The following is a 21,876-nucleotide window of genomic DNA, read 5'->3' as shown; positions in this document are numbered from 1 at the left end:
CTGATGAACGGGCTCGGGCAGGACGACGGTCGCGTCCTGCCCGCTCGGCCGTCTGCCGGGATCAGGCGGCGATCGAGTCGGCGATGTCGTACCCGGATTCGACGATCGCCGCGCGCAGCCGCTCGTCTTCAAGGTCCGTGCCGTGCACGGTGACGGCGTCGGCACCGAGGTCGACCACGATCTCGCTCACCCCGGGTACCTCGGAGACCTCTTCCCTGATGCTCGCACTTCGGCGTGGCGTACGGACGCCCGAACGCGGATGTTCGGGCCGACGCCGTCGTCTTGCCTTGGGATCCTGAGCCCAGGACGATCCGGCGCGGCTGGGCGCGGATCCACGGGGGAACCCGGCCGTTGCTCGCGGTCACCGTGGCCGTCCTCGTAGCCGGGTACGGCCGGCCCGGATCCGTCGTCGATGGAGCGTTCGGCGCGGCTGTCGGCTGTGCCGCCGGGCTGGTCCTCTGCGCGCTGCCGTACCTGTTGGTGGAGTCGGCCGGGTCGGGCAAGCCGGCACGCGGCGGCCGCCGAAACTGATCGGCGCGGGCAATTCCAGCCTGCCCACCATGATTTTTTGGACGCGCCCGGGAACTCTTGTGCGATCCCGCCCGACTTGTGGGACGAGGCTGCCGTCCGGCAGCCCATCCACGACCGTGAGGGGCGGCAACGGTGACAGGCCACAGTCCCGGTTCTCAACAGCCCGGCCACATACCCGTCGGCGGCGACGACCGCTGGCTGCTCGTCGCGGTGGCCGGCCTGCTGTCGTTCGTGGCCATGCTCGACATGAACATCGTCAACGTGGCCCTGGCGGACATCGCCGACGGTCTGCACGTCTCCGCCGCGACCGCCCAGTGGGCGGTCCTGGGTTATCAACTGCCTGTGGTGGCATTGCTGTTGCCTGTCGGCCGATGGCTGGACGGAGTCGGAATGCGCTCCGCCCTGCTGGTCGCGACCGCGGGCTTCGGTCTGTGCAGCACGCTGGCGGCCGCCGCGCCCTGGGCGGCCTGGCTGATCGCCGCCCGCCTCGCCCAGGGCGCGTTCGGGGCCGTGCTCTTCGTGCTGATGCCGGTTCTCGCCCTGCGTTCGGTACGGCCGGAACTGCGCGGGCGGGCCATGAGTGTGCCCGCGACGCTGGGCCCGCTGGGCGCGGTGACCGGTCCGGCGGTGGGCGGACTGCTGCTGGACCACCTGGGCTGGCGCGCCGTCTTCCTGGTCAAGATCCCTTTCTGCCTGCTCGCCCTGGTCGTGGCGATGGGGGTCCTCCCGCTCGGGCGAAGCCGAGAGTGGGGGAGGGCGATGCCGAGGGACGGGGGCCTGCGCCTGCCCGACCGGCGGTCGGCGGCGGATGTGCTGCTGGTGGGTTCCGGGGTGACCGCCCTGCTGCTGGCGCTGACCCTGGCGTCGGGAAGCCCGGGGTGGCTGGTGCTCGCGCTCGCCGCCGTACCGCCGTTGTGGTGGTGGCTGCGGGGACCGGGTGGTCGCCCGGTGGTCGGCGTACTGCGGACGACGGGGCTGTTCCGGGCGCACACGGCGGTGCTGGCGCTGGCCGCCGGGTTCGCGGCCATGCACTACGTCGTCGCCCTGCACCTCCAGCGCGACGACGGTGTCAGCGCCACCACGACCGGGCTGACCGTGCTCGCCTTCCCGCTCGGCATGGGGCTGGCCGGACCGCTCGGTGGTCGCCTCGCCGACCGGTGGGGCGCTCGGCCGGTGGCAGTCATCGGCGCCGCCCTCACGGCCGCCGGTCTGCTCCTCCTCGTTCCGCTGGGGGGTGACTGGTCGCCGCTGGACGTGGCCTGGCGGCTGGCTCTGGCCGGGGTCGGCATGGGGTTGAACGGCGGCCCCACCCAGGCCCTCGTCATGGGCGCGGCCCCACCGGACCACGCGGCAACAGTGGGCTCCTCCGTCCAACTGGCCCGCAGCCTCGGCTTCACGCTCGGCCCGGCCCAGGCCACCGCCGCCTGGGGCCTGGCCGGAGGCGACGACGGCGTGACAGCCGGGCTGACCCTGGCGGCAGTCGCCGTCTGCGTCGCCGTACCCCTGCTCGCACTGCACGGACGCAGGCCGGCGCTCCTGCAAGAGAAGTCCACCGACGCGGCTCCCGCCGCACACCACCCCTGACCGAGGAGTCCTCCCCATGTGCGGAATCACCGGCTGGGCGTCCTTCCACAGTGACGCCCGCACCCAGGCCCCGGTCATCGAGGCCATGACCGCCACCCTCACCCCGCGGGGCCCCGACGCCGGAGGCGTCTGGCTCGGCGAGCGGGCCGCGATCGGTCACCGACGCCTGGCCGTCATCGACCTCGAAGGCGGCGTACAGCCGATGACCGACCGGCCCGACGAGCCGGACCTCGTGCTCAGCTACAGCGGCGAGGTCTACAACCACCACGCGCTGCGCACCGAACTGCGCGCCCGGGGACATGCGTTCCGCACGCGCAGCGACACCGAGGTGGTGCTGCGGGCGTACGCCGAGTGGGGCGAGGCGGTAGCCGAGCACCTGGAGGGCATGTTCGCCTTCGCCGTCTGGGACGAACGCGCCCAGCGGCTGCTCCTGGTCCGCGACCGGCTCGGGGTGAAGCCCCTGTTCTGGGCCACGGTCGACGGCGGCCTCGCCTTCGCCTCCGAGCCCAAGGCCCTGTTCGTCCATCCGGAGATACGGCCCCGGGTGGACGCGGACGGGCTGCGGGAGGCGTACAGCCTGCTGTTCAACACCGGTCCGACCGTGTGGTCCGCAGTCAGGGAGGTCGAGCCGGGCGGTGTGCTCGTCCTGGACCGCGGCGGCATCCGTGAACGCCGCTACTGGCAGTTGGAGGCCACCGGCCACACCGACGACCAGGACACGGCCATCCAGCGGGTCCGCACCCTGGTCGGTGCCGCGGCCCGCAGCCAGCTCGAAGCGGACGTCCCCCTGTGCAGCCTGCTCTCCGGTGGCATCGACTCCACCGTCCTGACCGCCCTGCTCGCCGACGAACTCCGTCTTCGCGAAGGACCGGACGCCCGCGTCCGCTCCTACGCCGTCGACTACAGTGACCAGGCGGAACGGTTCACCGGCGACGTCCTGCGCACCGGCCACGACACGCCCTACGCCATCGAGGCCGGCGCCTTCATCGGTACCGACCACAGCACTGTCGTCCTCGACCCGCGCGCCCTGCTCGACCCCGAGCACCGCAAGGCCGTCGTCGTGGCTCGTGACTCACCCATCGGCGTCGGCGACATGGACACCTCGCTGTACCTGCTCTTCGGCGAGATCCGCCGGCACTCCACCGTCGCCCTCTCCGGCGAGGCGGCCGACGAGGTCTTCGGCGGCTACCCGTGGTTCCACAACCCGAAGGCCCTGGCAGCGGAAACCTTCCCGTGGCTGCTGGTGACGGGCGACGAGGCCGCCATGCCGCTGAACCCCGAACTCGACCTGCGCATAGGCGAGTTCCGTGACGACACCTACCGCGCCGCCCTGGCCGCCGTACCGCACGCCGACGGCGAGAGTCCCGCCGAACACCGCCAACGCGAGATGCAGCACCTGTCCCTGACCCGCTGGCTGCGCCAGCTCCTGCACCGCAAGGACCGTCTCAGCATGGCGCAGGGCCTGGAGGTCCGCGTCCCGTACTGCGACCACCGGCTCGTCGAGTACGCCTTCACCACCCCCTGGGTGCTGAAGAGCTTCGACGGACGGGAGAAGAGCCTGCTGCGCGCGATGGGCTCCGGTCTTGCTCCGGACTCGGTGCTGCACCGCCCCAAGAACCACTACCCGGCCACCCACCACCCCGACTACAACCGCGGCCTGCAGCAGCTGGCCCGCGACGCGCTCGCCACCGAACAGGTCCGCGCCCTCGCCGACGAGACCCGCATCAAACCCTGCCTGGACACGCCGCCCGACCGGCTGGAGTGGGGCCACCGCCTGCGCCTCGAACGCGTCGTCGACCTCGCCCTCTGGCTGGACCACTACCGGCCCGAACTCGCCCTCTGAGGAGCCTGACCATGACCCTCCGGAAACAGCAGCCAGTCGCAGATCCGGACACCTTGCCCGATCCGGTGCCGCTGATGGGCTGCCCCTACAAGAGCAACCCCTACCCCCTGTACGAGCAGATGCGCGAGGCCGGCCCCGTCCACCGGGTCCTCTTCCCCAGCGGCGTCCAAGCGTGGCTCGTCACCGGCTACGACGCCGCCCACGCCGCGCTGAACGACGACCGCCTCGGCAAGAACCACGACCGCGGCAACGACCGCTGGCGCGCCCGCGCCTCGATCATGCCCGAGCCGCAGCACTCCCAGCTCCAGGTCCACCTCCTGCACCAGGACCCGCCCAAGCACACCCCGATGCGCCGCTTCGTGACGGACGCCTTCACCCCGCGCCGCATCGAGCAGCTCCGCCCCCGCTTCCAGGAACTGGCCGACGCCCTCGTCGACGCACTGCCGGAGCACGGCCCCGCGGACCTCGTCACCGGCTTCGCCGCCCACTTCCCCTTCAAGGTCCTCGCCGAAGTCATAGGCCTCCCGCGGGAACTCGCGGCCCGCTTCGACCGCGACTGGGGCAGGGTCGTCCAGCCGGTCGGCCCCACCGACCCCGGCCGACCCCTCTACGAGGCCCGCCTGCACGGCCTGCAGAGCTACATCGCCGACGTCGTTACCCACAAGCGGGAACACTGGGACGACGACCTGCTCAGTCGCCTCGTCGTGGCCCGTGACCGCCGTGAACTGTCGCAGGAGGAGCTGGACTCGATGATCTTCCAGCTCCTGGTCGCGGGCCAGGAGCCGGTCACCAACCAGATCACCACCGCCCTGATCGCCCTCTTCCGCCACCCAGCCGAACTGGGCCGCCTGCGCGACAACCCGGATCTACTGCCCCCCGCCGTCGAGGAACTTCTGCGCTATGACAGCGCCTTCGAGCTCACCACCTGGCGCTTCTTCGACAAGGACAGCGACCTGCGCGGCACGCGCGTACCCGGCGGCGACTCGGTGATCGTCTCCCTGTGCGCCGCCAACCGCGACCCGCGCCGCTTCCCCGCCCCGGACACCCTCGACTTCGACCGCTCGCCCAACCCCCACCTCGCCTTCGGCCACGGCATCCACTTCTGCCCCGGCGCAGCCTTGGCCCGCGCCGAACTCCAGATCGCCCTCGGTACCCTCCTCGCCCGCCTGCCCGGCCTCCAACTGGCCGTCAGGGACGAGGACATCGAGTGGATCCCGGCCGTCCTCGGCCGCGGCACCAATCACCTCCCCGTCGGCTACGACCGCCGCCTCTGACACCGACGTACCGCTGACCGGGTCCGGCCACACCAGCCGACCCGGCCCCGGCCGACACGCCCACTGACCTCAGGCGCCTGGCTTCCCCTCCCGCCACGGCGCCATGTCGACGTGCCCTCGCACGCCCTCGTAGCCCAGGAGGAACGACATGCCCTTGACGACCGCGCCGGACACCCTCCCCACGAGCATCGCCACCGCGATCCTGAACCTGCTCCTGCCCCACCACCGCACGACCGGCCCCGCCCCGGCTCCCGCGCAGGCGTTCCCGCATCAGCTGCGCCGCATCACCGCCTTCGTACGCGACAACGCCCCCGTCGTCTTCACCCTGCCCGGCTTCCCCTGCAAGTCCCCCAACCCCGCAAAGGTCCTCGGCCACCTCCCCGACCAGGGTGAGCGCCTCTCCCTGACCTTCCTGAACACCCTGTGCAGCGAGATCGAGCGGATCTACCCGCCCGGCGCCCGCGTGATCATCTGCTCCGACGGCCACGTCTTCGGCGACCTCATCGGTGTCCCCGACGACCACATCGACGCCTACGCCGACGACCTACGCATACAGATAGGACGGATGGGCCTGCACAGCCTGTCCGTCTTCGACCTGCGCGACGTCCTCGGCGACCTCCCGCACGACACGAAACGCACCCGCATCCACGAGCGCTACGCCCCCACCCTGGAGGCCCTCCGCGCCGAGATCCGCGCCGACGACCAGGCCCTCGCCCTCTACCGGGGCATCACCCGCTTCCTCGTCGAGGACACCGCCGACTGGACCGGCACCCGCTCCGCACTCCAACGCGCATGCCGGCAACGGGCCTACGGCGTCATCCAGCGCAGCCGCGCCTGGGGCACCCTGATCGCCGAACACCACCCCGGCGCCGTACGCCTCTCCATCCATCCCCAGCCCGTAGGCGCCCCGAAATTCGGCCTCCGCCTCCTCGACGCCCCGGACGCGTGGACCACGCCATGGCACTCCGCCCCCGTGCGCCGCAGCGACGGTACGTGGGCTCTCATGCCCAGAGCCGAAGCCGCTCGGATGGGACGACTGGTGCGGCAAGGCGGCAGAGACAGTCACTTCGAGCAGGACCGGGCGGCTTGCCTTCCGGAGCTTTCTGTGAGGCTGCCCTGACGCGACCTGGGAGCAGCGATCGAATGGTGACCTGGGTGACCTGCCGTCCTGATCAGTACCGACCCGAACCTTTCTTCTACGGCAACGACTCGGACGCTGCTGCCAACCACCTCTTCGGCAGGGTCGCCGACTGACAACCCTCGATTCGGCCCGGGCCGCGCACGCCCACACCACTGCTGCTGTGGGCGTGCGGCGTGGAGGCAGGCCAGGCAGCGTCCGACGCCGTTCGGCATACCCCCGACACAGGTGCCCCCGACTCCGACCAGCCAACACCACCCGCCTACCGCGGGGGCCCTTCCTCCGCACAAGACCTCATCGCCCATCTCACGAGCGGCTGCTTCAAGGTCGATGCGGAGAGTGGCTCCATGCTCGACCAAAGCGCGTACCTGGCACCGCGTCAGGTAGGTCAGCATCAGTTCCCCGACATCCTGAGAGGCTCTCGAACAGGTTCCTGGCCGGTGGTGCCACAACAGCCTGGGTGGTGCGGAAGCCCAGGCTGGGACCCCTCTCCCCAACGACAAGCGATGTTGCTCACAGCCATCGAGTCCGGTGCGTGTCAGGGGTACAGTGAAGACCGCCCTTGACCTGCACAAAGCAGGCAGGGAGCCGTCCTCCAGGAGTCCAAAGTGCTGCGTACTCTGTTCAAGTCCAAGATCCACCGCGCCACCGTCACCCAGGCCGACCTGCACTACGTGGGATCCGTGACCATCGACGCCGACCTGCTCGACGCGGCCGACCTGCTGCCGGGTGAGTTGGTGCACATCGTCGACGTGACCAACGGGGCCCGGCTGGAGACGTACACCATCGAGGGGGAGCGGGGGTCCGGGGTCATCGGGATCAACGGGGCCGCGGCCCATCTCGTGCAGCCCGGGGATCTTGTGATCATCATCAGCTACGCGCAGGTCACCGATGAGGAAGCGCGCGAGCTGCGGCCCCGGGTCGTACACGTCGACGCCGACAACCGGATCGTGTCCCTCGGCGCGGACCCCTCCGAGCCGGTGCCCGGTTCGGACCAGCAGCGCAGCCCCCAGGCCGTGGGGGCCTGACCGGGGGACCGGACCGGGGATGCGGAGGGGCCGGCGGCGGCCCGCCCGGTCGGGTCGTGAGGGGCGGTCGGCGTTCGAAGCGGCTTCGCCGGGCGATCCGAGTGTGGTGGCGGTCGGGAACCGGCCGCGCGCGCGTCCTTCCGGACGACGGCCGGTCCCTGTCCTCCCGTCGGCCACCCACTTGGCCCCGTTCGGTGCTGCCGTCGGGTGAGTGGTCGGGCGGGCGACGGGTAGGCGGGGGAGTAGTCCAGAGGCGACGTGCCGTGACTGCCCGGAGGACATCATGACGAACCCGCACCCCGACCCGGTCCCGCCGGGCCCGACACCGGGTCCGGGCCCGACACCGACCCCGCCGGATCCGTACCCCAGCCCGGTCCCGCAGCCGGAGCCGGCCCCGCAGCCCACTCCGCCCGCGCCGGGTCCCGACCCGACCCCGCCTCCGGCCCCGCCCCACCCGGGCCCCCCGGAGCCGTCCCCGTCCCCGGTCCCGCCGGGCCCCGAGCCCGTACCCAACCCGGAACCGGGCCCGCCCCTCACCTGACACCACAGGCGTCCGAGAGCCGCACCCGGCCTGGAACCGGTCCGCCCCTCACCTGGAGGCGGCGGACCGCGCCCAGGCCCGGCCGTCGGCCCCGAGACGGCGCCGAGGGGCGCAGGGCGCCGCGTGCAGCGCCCATCACTCGCGCCCCGGCATCACCCGCACCCGCGCCCCGCCGGCGGTCACGTCCTACGCGGACACCTCCGACCGGTCCCGCCCCACGCTCCTCGGCCTCGAGACGGCGCCGAGACGGCGCCGTGGGGTGCGGGGCGCCGCGTGTTCGGTGCGGGCCACTCGCGCGCCGGGGGCCCGGGGCGCCGCGTGGAACGCACATCATCCGCGCCCCGGCACCACCCGCACCCGCGCCCCGCCGACGGTCACGTCCTACGCGGACACCTCCGACCGGTCCCCGCCCCACAGCGTGTGGAAGGAGCCGTCCCGGTCCACCCGGCGGTACGTGTGGGCGCCGAAGAAGTCGCGCTGGCCCTGGGTCAGCGCCGCCGGCAGCCGCTCGGCCCGCAGTGCGTCGTAGTACGCCAGGGCCGCCGCGAAGCCGGGCGTCGGTACGCCCTGCCGGGTCGCGGCGATCAGGACCTCGCGCCAGTCGTCCTGGGCCTCGGCGATCTCCCGCGCGAAGGTCTCGTCGGACAGCAGGCTGGGCAGGTCGGCGCGGGCGTCGTACGCGGCGCGGATGCGGTCCAGGAACGCGGCCCGGATGATGCAGCCGCCCCGCCAGATCGCGGAGACCGCGCCGAGGTCGATGTCCCAGCCGTACTCCTCGCTGCCGGCCGCGATCTCGTGGAAGCCCTGCGTGTACGACACGATCTTGGACGCGTACAGCGCCTGCTCCACCCGGTCGGCGAAGGCGGCGGCCTCCGACTCGCCCAGCGGGGACGGCTTCGGGCCGGCCAGACCGCGGGAGGCGTCCCGCAGGGCCGCGTGGCCCGACAGGGAGCGGGCGAAGACCGCCTCGGCGATGCCGGACACCGGAACGCCCAGGTCCAGCGCGATCTGCACGGTCCAGCGGCCGGTGCCCTTCTGCTCGGCCTGGTCCACCACCACGTCCACGAACGGCTTGCCGGTGGCCTCGTCCACGTGGGACAGCACCTCGGCGGTGATCTCGATCAGGTACGAGTCCAGCCGGCCGGTGTTCCAGGTGCGGAAGATGTCCGCGATCTGCGCCGGCGTGTACCCGGCGACGTCGCGCAGCAACTGGTACGCCTCACCGATCAGCTGCATGTCGGCGTACTCGATGCCGTTGTGGACCATCTTCACGAAGTGCCCGGCGCCGTCGGGACCCACGTGCGTCACGCACGGCGCGCCGTCGGCGGCCTTCGCGGAGATCTTCTCCAGCATCGGGCCCAGCGACTCGTACGACTCCTTCGAACCGCCCGGCATGATGCTCGGGCCGTGCAACGCGCCCTCCTCGCCGCCGGAGATGCCCGTGCCGACGAAGTGGATGCCCCGCTCGCGCAGCTCCCGCTCGCGCCGCCGGGTGTCCGCGAAGTGCGCGTTGCCACCGTCGATGATCATGTCGCCGGGCTCCAGCAGCGGGGCGAACTCCTCGATCACCGCGTCCGTGGGCTCGCCCGCCTTGACCATGATGACCAGTCGGCGCGGGCGTTCCAGGGCCGCCACGAACTCGTCCGCGGTCTCGGCCGCGACGAAGTCGCCCTCGTGCCCGAACTCCTCCACCAGCGCCTTCGTCCGCGACGCCGTACGGTTGTGCACGGCGACCGTGTAGCCGTTGCGCGCGAAGTTCCGGGCGAGGTTGCGGCCCATGACCGCGAGGCCCGTGACACCGATCTGCGCTGAAGTGCTCATACCGCCTGCTCCCTGGTTGCCTCGTGTACTACGGCTCCGTCAGTACGGGGCCTTGCCCATCCTGACGTGCCGCTTCGGCGAACGCACATCCGACCCGCCACGCATGTGTACGCGCGGGGGGTGCCTTCCGCCTCACTCACCGGCCCGTCCGGTCAAGCAGGGTCCGTTCCCGGCCACTTGGGCCGCGGGCAGGCCGGTTTCCAGTCTTGTCATGGCCTGTTCGTGGCGCTTACTTTTGCCGCTCCTGACGCATGCCGAGGGGACATCGGACATGGCCGTACGCGGCCGGCACCGCCGGTACCAGCCGAACAGGATCAACCGCGCCTCACTCACCGTCACGGCCGGCGGCGCCGGCCTGGCGCTCCCGCTGGTCGCCGCCGGCACCGCGAACGCCGCCGACGCGGCCACCTGGAACAAGGTCGCCGCCTGCGAGTCCAGCGGCAACTGGAGCATCAACACCGGCAACGGCTACTACGGCGGGCTGCAGTTCACCCAGTCCACCTGGGAGGCCTACGGCGGCGCCCGGTACGCGCCGCGCGCCGACCGGGCCACCCGGGCCGAGCAGATCGCCGTCGCCGAGAAGGTCCTGGACGGGCAGGGACCGGGCGCCTGGCCGGTGTGCTCGGTACAGGCGGGGCTCACCCGGGGCGGAGCCACCCCCGACGTGCACACGGAGAGCAGCTCCACGCATCCCGCGAGGACCGGCTCGAAGCCCGGCTCCGCACGCTCCGGCTCCGTCAAGGACGTCCAGCCGCAGATCACCCCGCAGTCCCGGGCCGGCCGCGCCGAGATGTACACGGTGGTGCACGGCGACACCCTCTCCGGCATCGCCGGCGACCACCACGTGCCGGGCGGCTGGCACGCGCTGTACGCGGGCAACCGCACCGCCATCGGCGCCGATCCCGACCTGATCATGCCGGGGCAGCGGCTCAGCGTGCACGGCACCGCCACCCGCCCCGCGCCCCCCAAGTCCCCGAAGCGGAAGACGCCTTCGGAGCACCCCACCACGCACCGCACGACGCCCCCGGCGCGGCACGCCCTCGTCGCCCCGGTGACCGCGTCCGTCGGCACCGGCTACCACGTGGCGGGCTCCCACTGGTCGAAGGGCTACCACACCGGCGTCGACTTCCTGGTGCCGACCGGCACGTCCGTGCACGCGGCTGCGGCCGGGCGGGTCGTGGCGGCCGGCTGGGGCGGCTCGTACGGCTACCAGGTGGTGCTCCGGCACGCCGACGGCCGCTACACGCAGTACGCCCACCTGTCGGCCATCTCCGTGCGGACCGGCCAGACCGTCACCGCCGGCCAGCGCATCGGCCGCTCCGGCGCCACCGGGAACGTCACGGGCCCGCACCTGCACTTCGAGGTGCGCACGGGGCCGGCGTTCGGCTCGGACATCGATCCGCTCGCCTACCTGCGGGCCGGCGGCGTCAGGATCTGACGCGGCTGCGCCGCCGGTCCGGGACCGGCAGCGGCACGGGGACGCCCTGGGCCGGCACGGTGTACGACGCGGGGAGCGCGCCGCCGGCCGGCGGTCCGGTGCCGTCGGTGTCCGCTCCGTTCCCGGACGGGCCCGGCAGCGGCAGCCCGCCCGGCACCGGTCCGTCCGGTCCGGCACCGGTCACGGCTCTCCCGGCGGGCGGGACGGCTGGGACGGTTGCCGCGCCGGGCCCCGCGGCTGTGGCCGTGCCCGGTCCCATGCCCGCGGTCCCGCGCTGCCGCGGCACCGCGGGGCGTGCCCCCGCGGAGGCCGGATGACGGACGGCGGGTGCTTCGTCGGAGGTGGCCGCCGCGCGCTCCATCCGCTCCGTCGTCAGCATGATCAGCCCGCCCGCCGCCACCACCGCGCAGCCCAGGGCGAGCGCGGTGCCCGTGGTGTCGTAGCGGAACGTCTCGCCGAACATGAGGATGCCGACCGCGGCGGCCAGCACCGGGTTGACCACCGTCAGGGTGGCCAGCGGGGCGGCGAGGCCGCCGCCCCGGTAGGCGGCCTGGGACAGCAGGACGCCGGCCAGGGTGAACAGCCCGATGACCGTGAGCGAGGACAGCCCGCCCAGGCCGATGCCGTGGGTCCAGTCGACGGCCACGGTCTTGGTGAACACCGACGACATGCCGAAGGCGATGCCGGAGGCGGTGGCGAGCAGCACGCTGCGCACCGCGGGGTGCCGGTGCGCGGCCAGGCCGGCGCACATCAGCGCCGCCACGGCCGCGCCGGTGACCAGCGCGACCGCCAGCCGCTGGGCCGGGGCGAGGGAGTGCGTGGCGGAGGAGCCGACCAGGGACAGCAGGCCGGCCAGGCCCGCCGTGGCCATGAGGGCACCGCGCCACGCGGTCGAGCCGGCCCGGCGGCCGACGCAGAGGGCCGCCATGGGCAGCGCGAAGACGATGGTCAGCGCGCCGAGCGGCTGGACCAGGCTGAGCGGCCCGCAGGCCAGCGCCACGACGTGCAGCACGCCGCCGAGGCCGTTGAGTCCGAGCGCGCCCCACCAGCCGGGCCGGCGCAGCGGGAGGTACCCGCCGCCGGCGGCGGACAGCGCGACCTGCTCCTGCACGATCGCTCCGCCCGCGTAGGCGAGGGCGGAGACGACCGACAGGAGCACGGCCAACGCCAGGGCGCTCATCGGTGTCTCCTCTGTGCGCCCCGGGCGTGCTCGCTGCGGTGCGGCGTGCGGTCGGCTTCCATGGCCCACACTCTGCCCGCCCGCGCGCCTCCCGTCGTCGTCCCTGAGCACGCAATGGGTCCTACTGCCGATGGAGTACACCGCCCGGGTGATCATCCCCTGGTCGGGTGACGCGGGGTGCGCGCCCCGCCCGCACCCCCGCCCGTGCGCCCCGGTGACGGGCCTGGTACCAGTACCTGTCGTGGACCTCGACCCCGAACTCGCCGCGCTCCGCCCGCTGGGCGGCTTCTTCGTGCTGCGCACGCTGCCGGGTTCGGCGGGCGGCGAGCCGTGGCGGCTGCCGGCCCTGGCGGACGGCTACGCGGGCGGCACGGCCGGACCCGGGCGGGATCCGGTGGCCCTGCGGGTCGCCGTCGTCGGCGAACGCCTGCGGACCGCCGAGCCGCGCGTCGCCGCATCCCTCGCCCAGCAGGGCCTGGCCGCCCGGCTGTGGTCGGCGGCCCTCGGCTGCGCCGTCCTGTACGGCCGGGTGCCCGACCTGGACCCGCGCCTGCTGCGCTGGGACGCCCGCGCCACCGCCCCCGACGACCTGTGGCTCGCCGGGCCGCACTCGCTGCCCGGGGACGCGGCCACACTCGCCGCGACCGTGCTGCACGGCCATCTGGAGCCCCTGGCGGCGACTTTGCGGGCGCGCTACGGCGTCGCGGCCGGCCTGCTGTGGGGCAACGCCGGCTCCGCGCTCGCCGCGACCGCCCGGGAACTGAGCCGCTGGGCCCGCGCCCACGGCCGTACCGACGTTGCGGCCCGCACCCGCGCGCTCGCCGGGGAACTCTTCGCCCACCCCCTGCTGGACGCCACCGGCACCCGTACCGGTACGGCCTTCCGGCGCCGCAGCTGCTGCCTGTACTACCGGATCCCCGGCGGCGGGCTCTGCGGCGACTGCTGCCTCACCCGGCCGCCGAGCTCCGCCCCGCCTGCTTCCCCGCGCCCACCCCTGCGCTCTTCCCCGCATACCTCCCCGCGCTCTTCCCCGGGCGGCGCATCTGGGTGACCATGAGGGGGACGTACCACCGAGACCAGGGGGTTGCCGGGTGCGAGTGGGACTGCTGACCCGGGAGTACCCCCCGGATGTGTACGGCGGCGCCGGTGTCCATGTGGAGTTCCTCGCCCGCGAGTTGGCGGCCCTGGTGGACCTGGAGGTGCACTGCTGGGGCGAGGGGCGCGGGGTCGGCGTCGTACGCCACCGCCCCTGGTCCGTCCTCGACGGATCCAACGACGCGCTGCGCACCTTCTCGGTGGACCTCGCCATGGCCGCCGCCCTCCAAGGCCGCGAACTCGTCCACTCCCACACCTGGTACGCCAATCTGGCCGGGCACCTGGCCAAGCTCCTGTACGGCGTCCCGCACGTGGTCACCGCCCACTCGCTGGAGCCGCTGCGCCCCTGGAAGGCCGAGCAACTCGGCGGCGGATACGCCCTGTCGGGCTGGTCCGAGCGGACCGCGATCGAGGCCGCCGACGCGGTGATCGCCGTCTCCGGAGCCATGCGGGAGGACGTCCTCGCCTGCTACCCGGCGCTGGACCCGGCCCGGGTCCACGTCGTGCACAACGGCATCGACACCCGGCTGTACCGCCCCGACCACGGCACCGACGCGCTCACCCGGCACGGCATCGACCCCGCCCGCCCGTACGTCCTGTTCGTCGGCCGGATCACCCGGCAGAAGGGCGTGCCCCATCTGCTGCGCGCCGTACGGGACATCGACCCCGGTGCCCAGGTCGTGCTGTGCGCGGGCGCGCCCGACACCCCGGAGATCGAGCGGGAGTTCCGGGATTTGTTCGAGGAACTGCACCGGGTGCGGGCGGGCGTGTTCTGGATCCCGCAGATGCTGCCGCGCGCGGAGGTCGTCCAGCTCCTCACGCACGCGGCGGTGTTCGCCTGTCCCTCGGTGTACGAGCCGCTCGGCATCGTCAACCTGGAGGCGATGGCCTGCGGCACGCCGGTCGTCGCGTCCCGGGTGGGCGGTATCCCCGAGGTCGTCGACGACGGCCGCACCGGTCTCCTGGCCGACGTGGACGACGGCTTCGAGTCCGCGCTCGGCCGGGCGCTGGACACCGTCCTCGGCGATCCGGAGGCGGCCCGGCGGATGGGGGAGGCCGGACGGGAGCGCGCGGTGCGGGAGTTCGGTTGGGACGCGGTGGCCCGCCGCACGGCGGGGCTGTACGAGGAGATCGTCAAGCAGGCTTAGTCCGGTCTGCTCGGGGCAACCATGGTGTCAACCACGGTGAGGGGAGCAGGCCATGCGTCGTGGAGGGCCTTCCGTACTAGGGATCGTGCTGGCGGGCGGCGAGGGCAAGCGGCTGATGCCGCTGACCGCTGACCGCGCCAAGCCGGCCGTCACCTTCGGCGGCACCTACCGGCTCGTCGACTTCGTCCTGTCCAACCTCGTCAACGCCGACGTGCTGCGCATCTGCGTGCTCACCCAGTACAAGTCGCACTCGCTGGACCGGCACATCACCACCACCTGGCGGATGTCCAGCCTGCTCGGCAACTACGTCACCCCGGTCCCGGCCCAGCAGCGCCTCGGACCGCGCTGGTACCTGGGCAGCGCCGACGCCATCCTGCAGTCACTCAACCTGGTCCACGACGAACAGCCGGAGTACGTGGCCGTGTTCGGCGCCGACCACGTGTACCGCATGGACCCGCGGCAGATGGTCGCGCAGCACATCGAGGGCGGCGCGGGGGTGACGGTGGCCGGCATCCGGGTGCCGCGCGCGCAGTCCTCGTCCTTCGGGGTGATCAGGCCGGGCCCGGACGGCCGTACCGTCGAGCGCTTCCTGGAGAAGCCCGCCGATCCGCCGGGTCTGCCGGACGACCCGGAGACGGTCTTCGCCTCGATGGGCAACTACGTCTTCACCACCAAGGTGCTGATCGAGGCGCTGCACCGGGACGCCGAGGACAGCGGGTCCGTGCACGACATGGGCGGCTCGATCCTGCCCCAGCTGACCGGGCGCGGCGAGGCACAGCTGTACGACTTCAGCGCCAACCACGTGCCCGGCGAGACCAGCCGCGACCAGGGCTACTGGCGGGACGTGGGCACCCTCGACGCCTACTACGAAGCGCACATGGACCTGATCGCCGAGCGGCCCGCGTTCAACCTGTACAACCGCCAGTGGCCCATCTACACGCACTCCTACCAGCTGTCCCCGGCGCGGTTCAACGCGGGCGGCATCGCGAGCGAGTCCATCATCAGCGCGGGCTGCCTGATCCGCGGCCAGGTCACCCGGTCCGTGCTCTCGCCGGGCGTACGGGTCGACCCGGGCGCGGTCGTGCAGGGTTCGGTGCTGCACGACAACGTGCACATCGGCCGGGGCGCGGTCGTGCGCGGTGCCGTGCTGGACAAGAACGTCGAGGTGCCGCCGGGCGCGACGATCGGCGTCAACCCGGAGCGTGACGCGGAGCTGTACACCGTCTCCAAGGGCGGTGTCATCGCGTTGGGCAAGGGGCAGCGGGTGCCGTAGCGGGCGCCGGGGTGACGCCACGTCCCTCGCGCCCGCGCGACGCGTTTCATGGAAATATCCACGAATGCCCGGGTTTTCGGCCTCCGCCGTCCAGGATGCAGACAACGATGTCCAACCTGCGGAGGTCATCCGACATGAGAGGGACCCGGCGCACGCGGCTGTGCCTGGCCGGGGTGATGGCAGCGTCCGCGCTGATCGCCACCCCCGCCGCACGAGCCGCCGAGCGGACCGACGGCCACCTCACCGACCTGGTCAACCCGTTCATCGGGACCCAGAACGAGGGCAACACCTTTCCCGGCGCGACCGTGCCCTTCGGCATGGTGCAACTCTCCCCGGACACCGGGCACAACACCGGCTACGACTACACGCAGAACCGTATCCGCGGCTTCTCCCTGGTCCACCTGTCGGGCGTGGGCTGCCGGATCGGCGGCGACCTGCCGGTGCTGCCCACCACCGGTGACGTCACACAGACGGACTACGCCCGGTACGCGGCGGCCTTCTCGCACGACGACGAGGAGGCGAGCCCCGGCTACTACCGGGTCGGCCTCGCCTCCGGCATCCGCGCCGAACTGACCGCGACCGCCCGCACCGGCGTGCAGCGCTACACCTTCCCGGCCACCGGCCGGGCCAACGTCCTGCTGAACGCGGCCCAGTCGCTGCACAAGCCGGTGAGCAGCTCGGTGCGGATCCTGGACGACCGCACCGTGCGCACCGAGATCACCGGCCACGGCTTCTGCCGGGACACCGGCCCCTACACGGTCTACACGATCACCCGCTTCAGCCGGCCTTTCACCGCGTACGGCACCTGGGACGGCGGGACCGTCACCCCGGGCGCCCGCAGCGGGTCCGGCGGCGCCTACGTCCGGTTCGACACCACCACGGACCGCACGGTCGAGGCGACCACCGCCCTGTCGTACGTCGACGCGCGCGGCGCCGCCGGCAACCTGCGCGCCGAGGGCGGCCGGTCCTTCGACGCCGTACGGCACCGGGCCCGCGAGGAGTGGGAGGCCCGGCTCGCCGCCGTCCGGGTGCGGGGCGGCACGCCCGCGCTGCGCCGCACCTTCTACTCCTCGCTGTACCGGTCGTACCTCGCACCCAACACCGGCAGCGACGCCGACGGCCGCTACTTCGGCTGGGACCGCCGTACCCACCGCGCCCGGGGCTTCACGTACTACCAGAACTGGTCGCTGTGGGACACCTACCGCACCCAGGCCCAGCTGCTCGCCCTGCTCGCCCCGCGCGAGGCCCGGGACATGGCGCGGTCGGTGGTCGCCGTCGACGAGGACGGCGGCTGGCTGCCCAAGTGGGGCTACGGCCCCGTCGAGACGAACGTCATGAGCGGCGACCCGGTCACTCCGTTCCTGACCACCGCCTACCGGATGGGGCTGCTGAAGGGCTTCGAGGGGCGGGCCTACCGCGCGCTGAGGAAGAACGCCGACGGGGTGCCGCCCGCCGGCTACCCGGGCATCGGCCGGGAGGCCAACGCCGAGTACATCGCGCACGGCTTCGCGCCCTTCGTCCAGGACCGGCCGCCGGCCAAGATGGGCGACTCCGACTACCACCACGGCGCCTCCGTCACCCTGGAGTACGCGCTCGCCGACGCGATGCTCGCCCAGATGGCCCGCGGCCTCGGGCACGCCGACGACGCGGCCCGCTACGCCGCCCGCTCGCGCAACTACCGCAACGTCTTCGACCCGGGCACCGGCTTCTTCCGCGCCCGCGACGCCGCCGGCGCCTTCACCGGCCCGGCCGACCCGGCCCGCGGCACGGGCTTCCACGAGGGCTCGGCTTGGCAGTACCAGTGGCTGGTCCCGCAGGACGTCCCCGGCATGGTCGGTCTGATCGGCGGCACGCGTGCGGCCAACGCCCGGCTGGACACCTTCTTCGCCTACGACCGGCTGCTGGCCGACCCGGAGCGCACCGCCCGCCAGGTGTGGGTGCACGGCGACCCGTACGCGTACTACAACGCCGCCGTCTACAACCCGATGAACGAGCCGGACCTCATCGCGCCCTACACCTACCTGTCCACCGGCCAGCCCTGGAAGACCACGGACGTGGTGCACGCGGCGCTGACCCTGTTCACCGACAGCCCCACCGGCATGACCGGCAACGACGACCTCGGCACCATGTCCGCCTGGAACGTCCTGTCGTCCATCGGGATCTTCCCGGTCCAGCCCGGCTACGACACCTGGGGTCTGACCACGCCGGTCTTCGAGCGCGTCGACCTGGCCCTGGACCGCCGCTACTGGCCCGGCGGCCGGCTGACGGTGACCGCGCCCGGCACCTCGGCCGCCGACCGCTACGTCCAGGCCGTGCGCACGGACGGGGCACCGCACGGCCGGACCTACCTGACCACCCGTGCGCTGCGCTCCGTGCGCTCGCTGGCGTTCACGGTCGGCCCGCGCCCGTCGGAGTGGGGTACGTCACCCGAAGCGGCGCCGCCCGTTCTGAGGTGACCTCAGGTGTCTCCCGAGTCCCGCCGCCCTCACCGGGGGCGGGACTTAACCTGGTGTTAACTGAGCGTAGTCTGATCGTACTTGACCGTAATCGTTCAACCGGGATTGACTGCTGATCCGCCCGTCTCCGCACGCGTGAGGCAAGCCCTTGACTTCCGACCTGCTCGCTCCGCTCGACCTGGCCTTCTGGAACATGGAGTCCGACCGGCACCCGATGCACCTCGGGGCGCTCGGCGTCTTCGCCGCGCACTCGCCCACCGCCGGCGCCCACGCCGCCGACCTGCTCGCCGCCCGCGCCGCCGCCGTACCCGGCCTGCGCATGCGCATCCGCGACACCTGGCAGCCGCTCGCCTTCGGCGGCGCGACCCGCGAGAGCGACCCGGACTTCGACCCGCTGAACCACGTACGGCTGCACGCCCCGACCGGCGACTTCCACGCGGCTGCCGGCCGGCTGATGGAGCGCCCGCTGGAACGCGGCCGGCCGCCGTGGGAGGCGCACGTGCTGCCCGGCGAGGACGGGGTGTCCTTCGCCGTGCTCTTCAAGTTCCACCACGCCCTCGCCGACGGGCTGCGGGCGCTGAAGCTCGCCGCCGGCGTCCTGGACCCCGTCGACCTGCCCGAGCGCGCGCCCCGCGCCGTCGAGCCGCCCCGCGACCTGCTCTCCGACGTGCGCCGGCTGCCCGCGCTGGTGCCCGGGCTGGTCAGGGGCGCGCTGTCCGACGTGGGCCGGGCCCTGGACATCGGTGCCTCGCTCGCCCGGTCCACGCTCGGCATGCGCCCGACCGCCGCGCTGACCTGCGCGCCCAGCGGCACCCGCCGGACCGCCGGCGTCGTCGTCGACATCGACGACGTGCACCGGGTGCGCAAGAGCGCCGGCGGCACGGTCAACGACGTCCTCATCGCCGTCGTCGCCGGCGCGCTGCGGCGCTGGCTGGACGAGCGCGGCGACGGCAGCAAGGGCGTCGCCCCCCGCGCGCTGATCCCCGTCTCCCGGCGCCGCCCGCACACCGCCCAGCCACCGGGCAACCGGCTCTCCGGGTACTTGATACGGCTTCCGGTGCACGAGCCCGACCCGCTCGGCCGGCTGGAGACCGTGCGGACGGCGATGGTGCGGAACAAGGACGCGGGACCCGACCGGGGCGCCGGCGCGGTGGCGCTGCTCGCCGACCACGTTCCGGCGCTCGGCCACCGGCTCGCCGGGCCGCTGGTCGGGCAGGCGGCCCGGCTGTGGTTCGACATCCTGGTCACCAGCGTGCCGCTGCCCGGGCTCGGGCTCCGGCTCGGCGGGCACGGGCTGACCGAGATGTACCCGCTGGCCCCGCTCGCGCCCGGGCAGGCGCTGGCGGTGGCGATCTCCACGTACCGCGGGCGGGTGCACTACGGACTGGTCGCCGACGCGGCGGCGGTGCCGGACCTCGACCGGTTCGCGCACGCGGTCTCGGCCGAGGTGGAGACGCTGCTGGCGGTCTGCGACCACTGACCCCGGCCCCCCCGAGGGTGGCCGGGGGCTCAGGGAGGTTCCCGCCCCGCGCCGCCCGTACGGCACCGCCACCGGTACGGCACCGCACCCGCGTGCTGCACGCGGGTGGCGGTGCGGGCCGGCCGTCGGTGCGGGGCCCGCCGCGGGCGGGCGGCCGGGGTCCGGCGGACCGCCCCGGCGACGCGTGGGAGCGGCCGGGTGGCCCCGGGTGCGGGGGCGGGCGGGCGGAGCGGTTTGGTGCCACGGCCCGGCGCTCCGTAAAATCCGCTGTTCGAAAGCGGGCGCGAGTCGGAGCGCTGCGCGGGTGATCAGGGAAGCGGCAGCGCGATGACGGTGACAGAGGACGGCTCGGCGTCCATGGACATGCCCACGGACGCCTCCGTGGACGAGCTGGTCCACGGGCCCGGCATCGACCCCGAGCGGCTGGCCGTATGCCTGAGCGTGCTGGAGGAGCTGGACCGGATCGACGTCGACCACCCCGACGCGATCGCGGTCCGCCGGGCCACCTCGCACATCTACCGGACGGTGAAGCAGCGCCGCCGCCAGGAGCGCCGGGCCGCCAAGACCGCGCACGACCGCGCCGTGACGGAGGCCACCGCCACCGGTTCCGCCGAGCGCATCGACGACGAGACCGAGGGCATCCTGCCCTCCTCCAAGGTCGACACCGGCAAGATCGCGGGGATACTCCAGCGTCCGCGCTCCTGCTACACCTGCAAGACGCGGTACGTGGAAGTCGACTACTTCTACCACCAGCTCTGTCCGGACTGCGCCCGCCTCAACCGCGGCAAGCGGGACGCGCGCGCCGACCTCACCGGCAAGCGCGCCCTGCTCACCGGCGGCCGGGCCAAGATCGGCATGTACATCGCGCTGCGCCTGCTGCGCGACGGCGCGCACACGACGATCACCACGCGGTTCCCCAAGGACGCCATCCGCCGCTTCAAGGCGATGGAGGACTCGGCGGACTGGATGCACCGCTTGGAGGTCGTCGGCATCGACCTGCGCGACCCGGCCCAGACCGTCGCGCTGGCCGAGCAGGTCGCCGAGGCGGGCCCGCTGGACATCCTGATCAACAACGCCACGCAGACCGTGCGCCGCCTGCCGTCGGCCTACGCCGCCCTGGTCGAGGGCGAGAGCGCCCCGCTGCCCGCCGGGGAGCTGCCCGCCCACCACGTGATCGGCGCCTTCAACTCCGGCGCCGTCGACGGCCTGGCCGCGCTGCCCCTCGGCACCAGCAGCCTCGACGCCCAGAAGGTCGCCGATCTCGCCCTGGTCGCGGGCAACGCCAGCGTCGCCCGGCACCTCGACGGCACCGCCATCGACGCGGGCGGCCTGCTGCCCGACGTCGTCGACAGCAACACCTGGGTGCAGACGATCGACCAGATCTCTCCGGTGGAGCTGCTGGAAACCCAGCTGTGCAACTACACGTCGCCGTTCATCCTCATCAGCAAGCTCCGCCCGGCGATGGCCGACGCCGCGCGGAAGGCGGCCAGCGGACGGGCGTACGTCGTGAACGTCTCGGCCATGGAAGGCGTCTTCAGCCGCGGTTACAAGGGCGCGGGCCACCCCAACACCAACGCCGCCAAGGCCGCGATGAACATGGTGACGCGGACCAGCGCCCAGGAGATGTTCGAGGCCGACGCCATCCTCATGACCTCGGTGGACACCGGCTGGATCACCGACGAGCGCCCGCACTACGACAAGCTGCGCCTCGCCGAGGCCGGCTTCCACGCACCGCTCGACCTGGTCGACGGCGCCGCCCGCGTCTACGACCCGGTCGTGCGCGGCGAGGAGGGCGAGGACCTGTACGGCGTCTTCCTGAAGGACTACGCGCCCGGCAAGTGGTGATCCGGCGCCGCGTCACCGGGTGCACAGGTGTCCGCCACCATAGGCCAGATGGGTGATTCGCCGGGTCGTCCGGGTGAGCGTCTTGTTTCAAACAGCCCCGTATGGGGGGGGTATTGGGCGGCCGGCGGACGCGCATCGGTTACCGCTTGTTTGCATTCCCTATCGAGCGGATGCCCGCTCATCTGGCTAACCTGGAGGGGA

At 73.1% G+C, this 21,876-nt stretch carries 15 protein-coding genes; 12 read left to right on the top strand and 3 right to left on the bottom strand.

The features are described from left to right. Positions 1-61: 61 nt before the first annotated feature. Positions 62-220 (bottom strand): cation transporter, encoded by a 159-nt coding sequence (locus tag IG05_RS42660; protein WP_051790464.1) that lies wholly within the window; start codon positions 218-220, stop codon positions 62-64. A gap of 443 nt (positions 221-663) precedes the next feature. Here IG05_RS42660 and IG05_RS0131770 point away from each other — a divergent pair, with 443 nt between their 5' ends. From IG05_RS0131770 to panD, 5 genes are all read left to right on the top strand, one after another. Beyond that, entirely contained in the window at positions 664-2,115 is a 1,452-nt protein-coding gene (locus IG05_RS0131770) for an MFS transporter (protein WP_030347500.1), read from the top strand. Between the two features lie 16 nt (positions 2,116-2,131). Beyond that, positions 2,132-3,958, top strand: coding sequence for an asparagine synthase (glutamine-hydrolyzing) (gene asnB / locus IG05_RS0131765; protein WP_030347499.1), 1,827 nt, complete (start codon positions 2,132-2,134; stop codon positions 3,956-3,958). An 11-nt stretch (positions 3,959-3,969) separates the two neighbouring features. After that, entirely contained in the window at positions 3,970-5,232 is a 1,263-nt protein-coding gene (locus tag IG05_RS0131760) for a cytochrome P450 family protein (protein WP_030347498.1), read from the top strand. Positions 5,233-5,380: 148 nt separating this feature from the next. Continuing rightward, complete coding sequence (locus tag IG05_RS0131750) at positions 5,381-6,352, top strand: L-tyrosine/L-tryptophan isonitrile synthase family protein (protein WP_030347497.1); 972 nt, start codon at positions 5,381-5,383, stop codon at positions 6,350-6,352. Positions 6,353-6,978: 626 nt separating this feature from the next. After that, a complete protein-coding gene (gene panD / locus IG05_RS0131745; protein ID WP_030347496.1) occupies positions 6,979-7,398 on the top strand; it encodes an aspartate 1-decarboxylase in 420 nt (139 codons plus the stop codon). Between the two features lie 922 nt (positions 7,399-8,320). Here panD and gndA read toward each other — a convergent pair. Continuing rightward, entirely contained in the window at positions 8,321-9,760 is a 1,440-nt protein-coding gene (gene gndA, locus IG05_RS0131740) for an NADP-dependent phosphogluconate dehydrogenase (protein ID WP_030347495.1), read from the bottom strand. 271 nt (positions 9,761-10,031) lie between these two features. Here gndA and IG05_RS0131735 point away from each other — a divergent pair, with 271 nt between their 5' ends. Beyond that, complete coding sequence (locus tag IG05_RS0131735) at positions 10,032-11,198, top strand: transglycosylase family protein (protein WP_030347494.1); 1,167 nt, start codon at positions 10,032-10,034, stop codon at positions 11,196-11,198. On the opposite strand, the gene IG05_RS0131730 is transcribed toward IG05_RS0131735, so the two are convergent. Continuing rightward, positions 11,188-12,378 (bottom strand): DMT family transporter, encoded by a 1,191-nt coding sequence (locus IG05_RS0131730; protein WP_030347493.1) that lies wholly within the window; start codon positions 12,376-12,378, stop codon positions 11,188-11,190. The two genes, IG05_RS0131735 and IG05_RS0131730, sit on opposite strands and share 11 nt — an antisense overlap. Before the next feature lie 241 nt (positions 12,379-12,619). Between IG05_RS0131730 and IG05_RS0131725 the strand changes: the two genes are divergently transcribed. The 6 genes from IG05_RS0131725 (at position 12,620) to IG05_RS0131700 (ending at position 21,675) form a co-directional block, all read left to right on the top strand. Beyond that, positions 12,620-13,429: a (2Fe-2S)-binding protein gene (locus tag IG05_RS0131725; protein WP_078894629.1), complete on the top strand. Its 810-nt coding sequence runs from the start codon at positions 12,620-12,622 to the stop codon at positions 13,427-13,429. A 40-nt stretch (positions 13,430-13,469) separates the two neighbouring features. Next, positions 13,470-14,621 carry a glycogen synthase gene (gene glgA, locus IG05_RS0131720; RefSeq protein ID WP_030347491.1) on the top strand — a complete coding sequence of 384 codons (1,152 nt, stop codon included), beginning with the start codon at positions 13,470-13,472 and terminating at the stop codon, positions 14,619-14,621. A gap of 52 nt (positions 14,622-14,673) precedes the next feature. Then, positions 14,674-15,894: a glucose-1-phosphate adenylyltransferase gene (gene glgC, locus IG05_RS0131715; protein WP_030347490.1), complete on the top strand. Its 1,221-nt coding sequence runs from the start codon at positions 14,674-14,676 to the stop codon at positions 15,892-15,894. 134 nt (positions 15,895-16,028) lie between these two features. Then, complete coding sequence (locus IG05_RS0131710; protein ID WP_030347489.1) at positions 16,029-18,350, top strand: GH92 family glycosyl hydrolase; 2,322 nt, start codon at positions 16,029-16,031, stop codon at positions 18,348-18,350. Positions 18,351-18,498: 148 nt separating this feature from the next. Then, positions 18,499-19,830, top strand: coding sequence for a wax ester/triacylglycerol synthase family O-acyltransferase (locus tag IG05_RS0131705; RefSeq protein WP_030347488.1), 1,332 nt, complete (start codon positions 18,499-18,501; stop codon positions 19,828-19,830). Between the two features lie 327 nt (positions 19,831-20,157). Then, positions 20,158-21,675: an SDR family NAD(P)-dependent oxidoreductase gene (locus IG05_RS0131700; RefSeq protein ID WP_030347487.1), complete on the top strand. Its 1,518-nt coding sequence runs from the start codon at positions 20,158-20,160 to the stop codon at positions 21,673-21,675. Positions 21,676-21,876: the final 201 nt, after the last annotated feature.

It is taken from the genome of Streptomyces sp. NRRL S-1022, from assembly GCF_000720135.1.
GTDB lineage: Bacteria > Actinomycetota > Actinomycetes > Streptomycetales > Streptomycetaceae > Streptomyces.
Note: the sequence above shows the minus strand (reverse complement) of the source record. Positions and strands in the feature narration are given on the sequence as shown.

Coding starts and splice junctions, on each gene's coding strand:
- asnB (WP_030347499.1), top strand. CDS start 2,132: ATGTGCGGAATCACCGGCTGGGCGTCCTTCCACAGTGACGCCCGCACC.
- IG05_RS0131760 (WP_030347498.1), top strand. CDS start 3,970: ATGACCCTCCGGAAACAGCAGCCAGTCGCAGATCCGGACACCTTGCCC.
- IG05_RS0131750 (WP_030347497.1), top strand. CDS start 5,381: ATGCCCTTGACGACCGCGCCGGACACCCTCCCCACGAGCATCGCCACC.
- gndA (WP_030347495.1), bottom strand. CDS start 9,760: ATGAGCACTTCAGCGCAGATCGGTGTCACGGGCCTCGCGGTCATGGGC.
- IG05_RS0131735 (WP_030347494.1), top strand. CDS start 10,032: ATGGCCGTACGCGGCCGGCACCGCCGGTACCAGCCGAACAGGATCAAC.
- IG05_RS0131730 (WP_030347493.1), bottom strand. CDS start 12,378: ATGAGCGCCCTGGCGTTGGCCGTGCTCCTGTCGGTCGTCTCCGCCCTC.
- glgC (WP_030347490.1), top strand. CDS start 14,674: ATGCGTCGTGGAGGGCCTTCCGTACTAGGGATCGTGCTGGCGGGCGGC.
- IG05_RS0131710 (WP_030347489.1), top strand. CDS start 16,029: ATGAGAGGGACCCGGCGCACGCGGCTGTGCCTGGCCGGGGTGATGGCA.
- IG05_RS0131700 (WP_030347487.1), top strand. CDS start 20,158: ATGACGGTGACAGAGGACGGCTCGGCGTCCATGGACATGCCCACGGAC.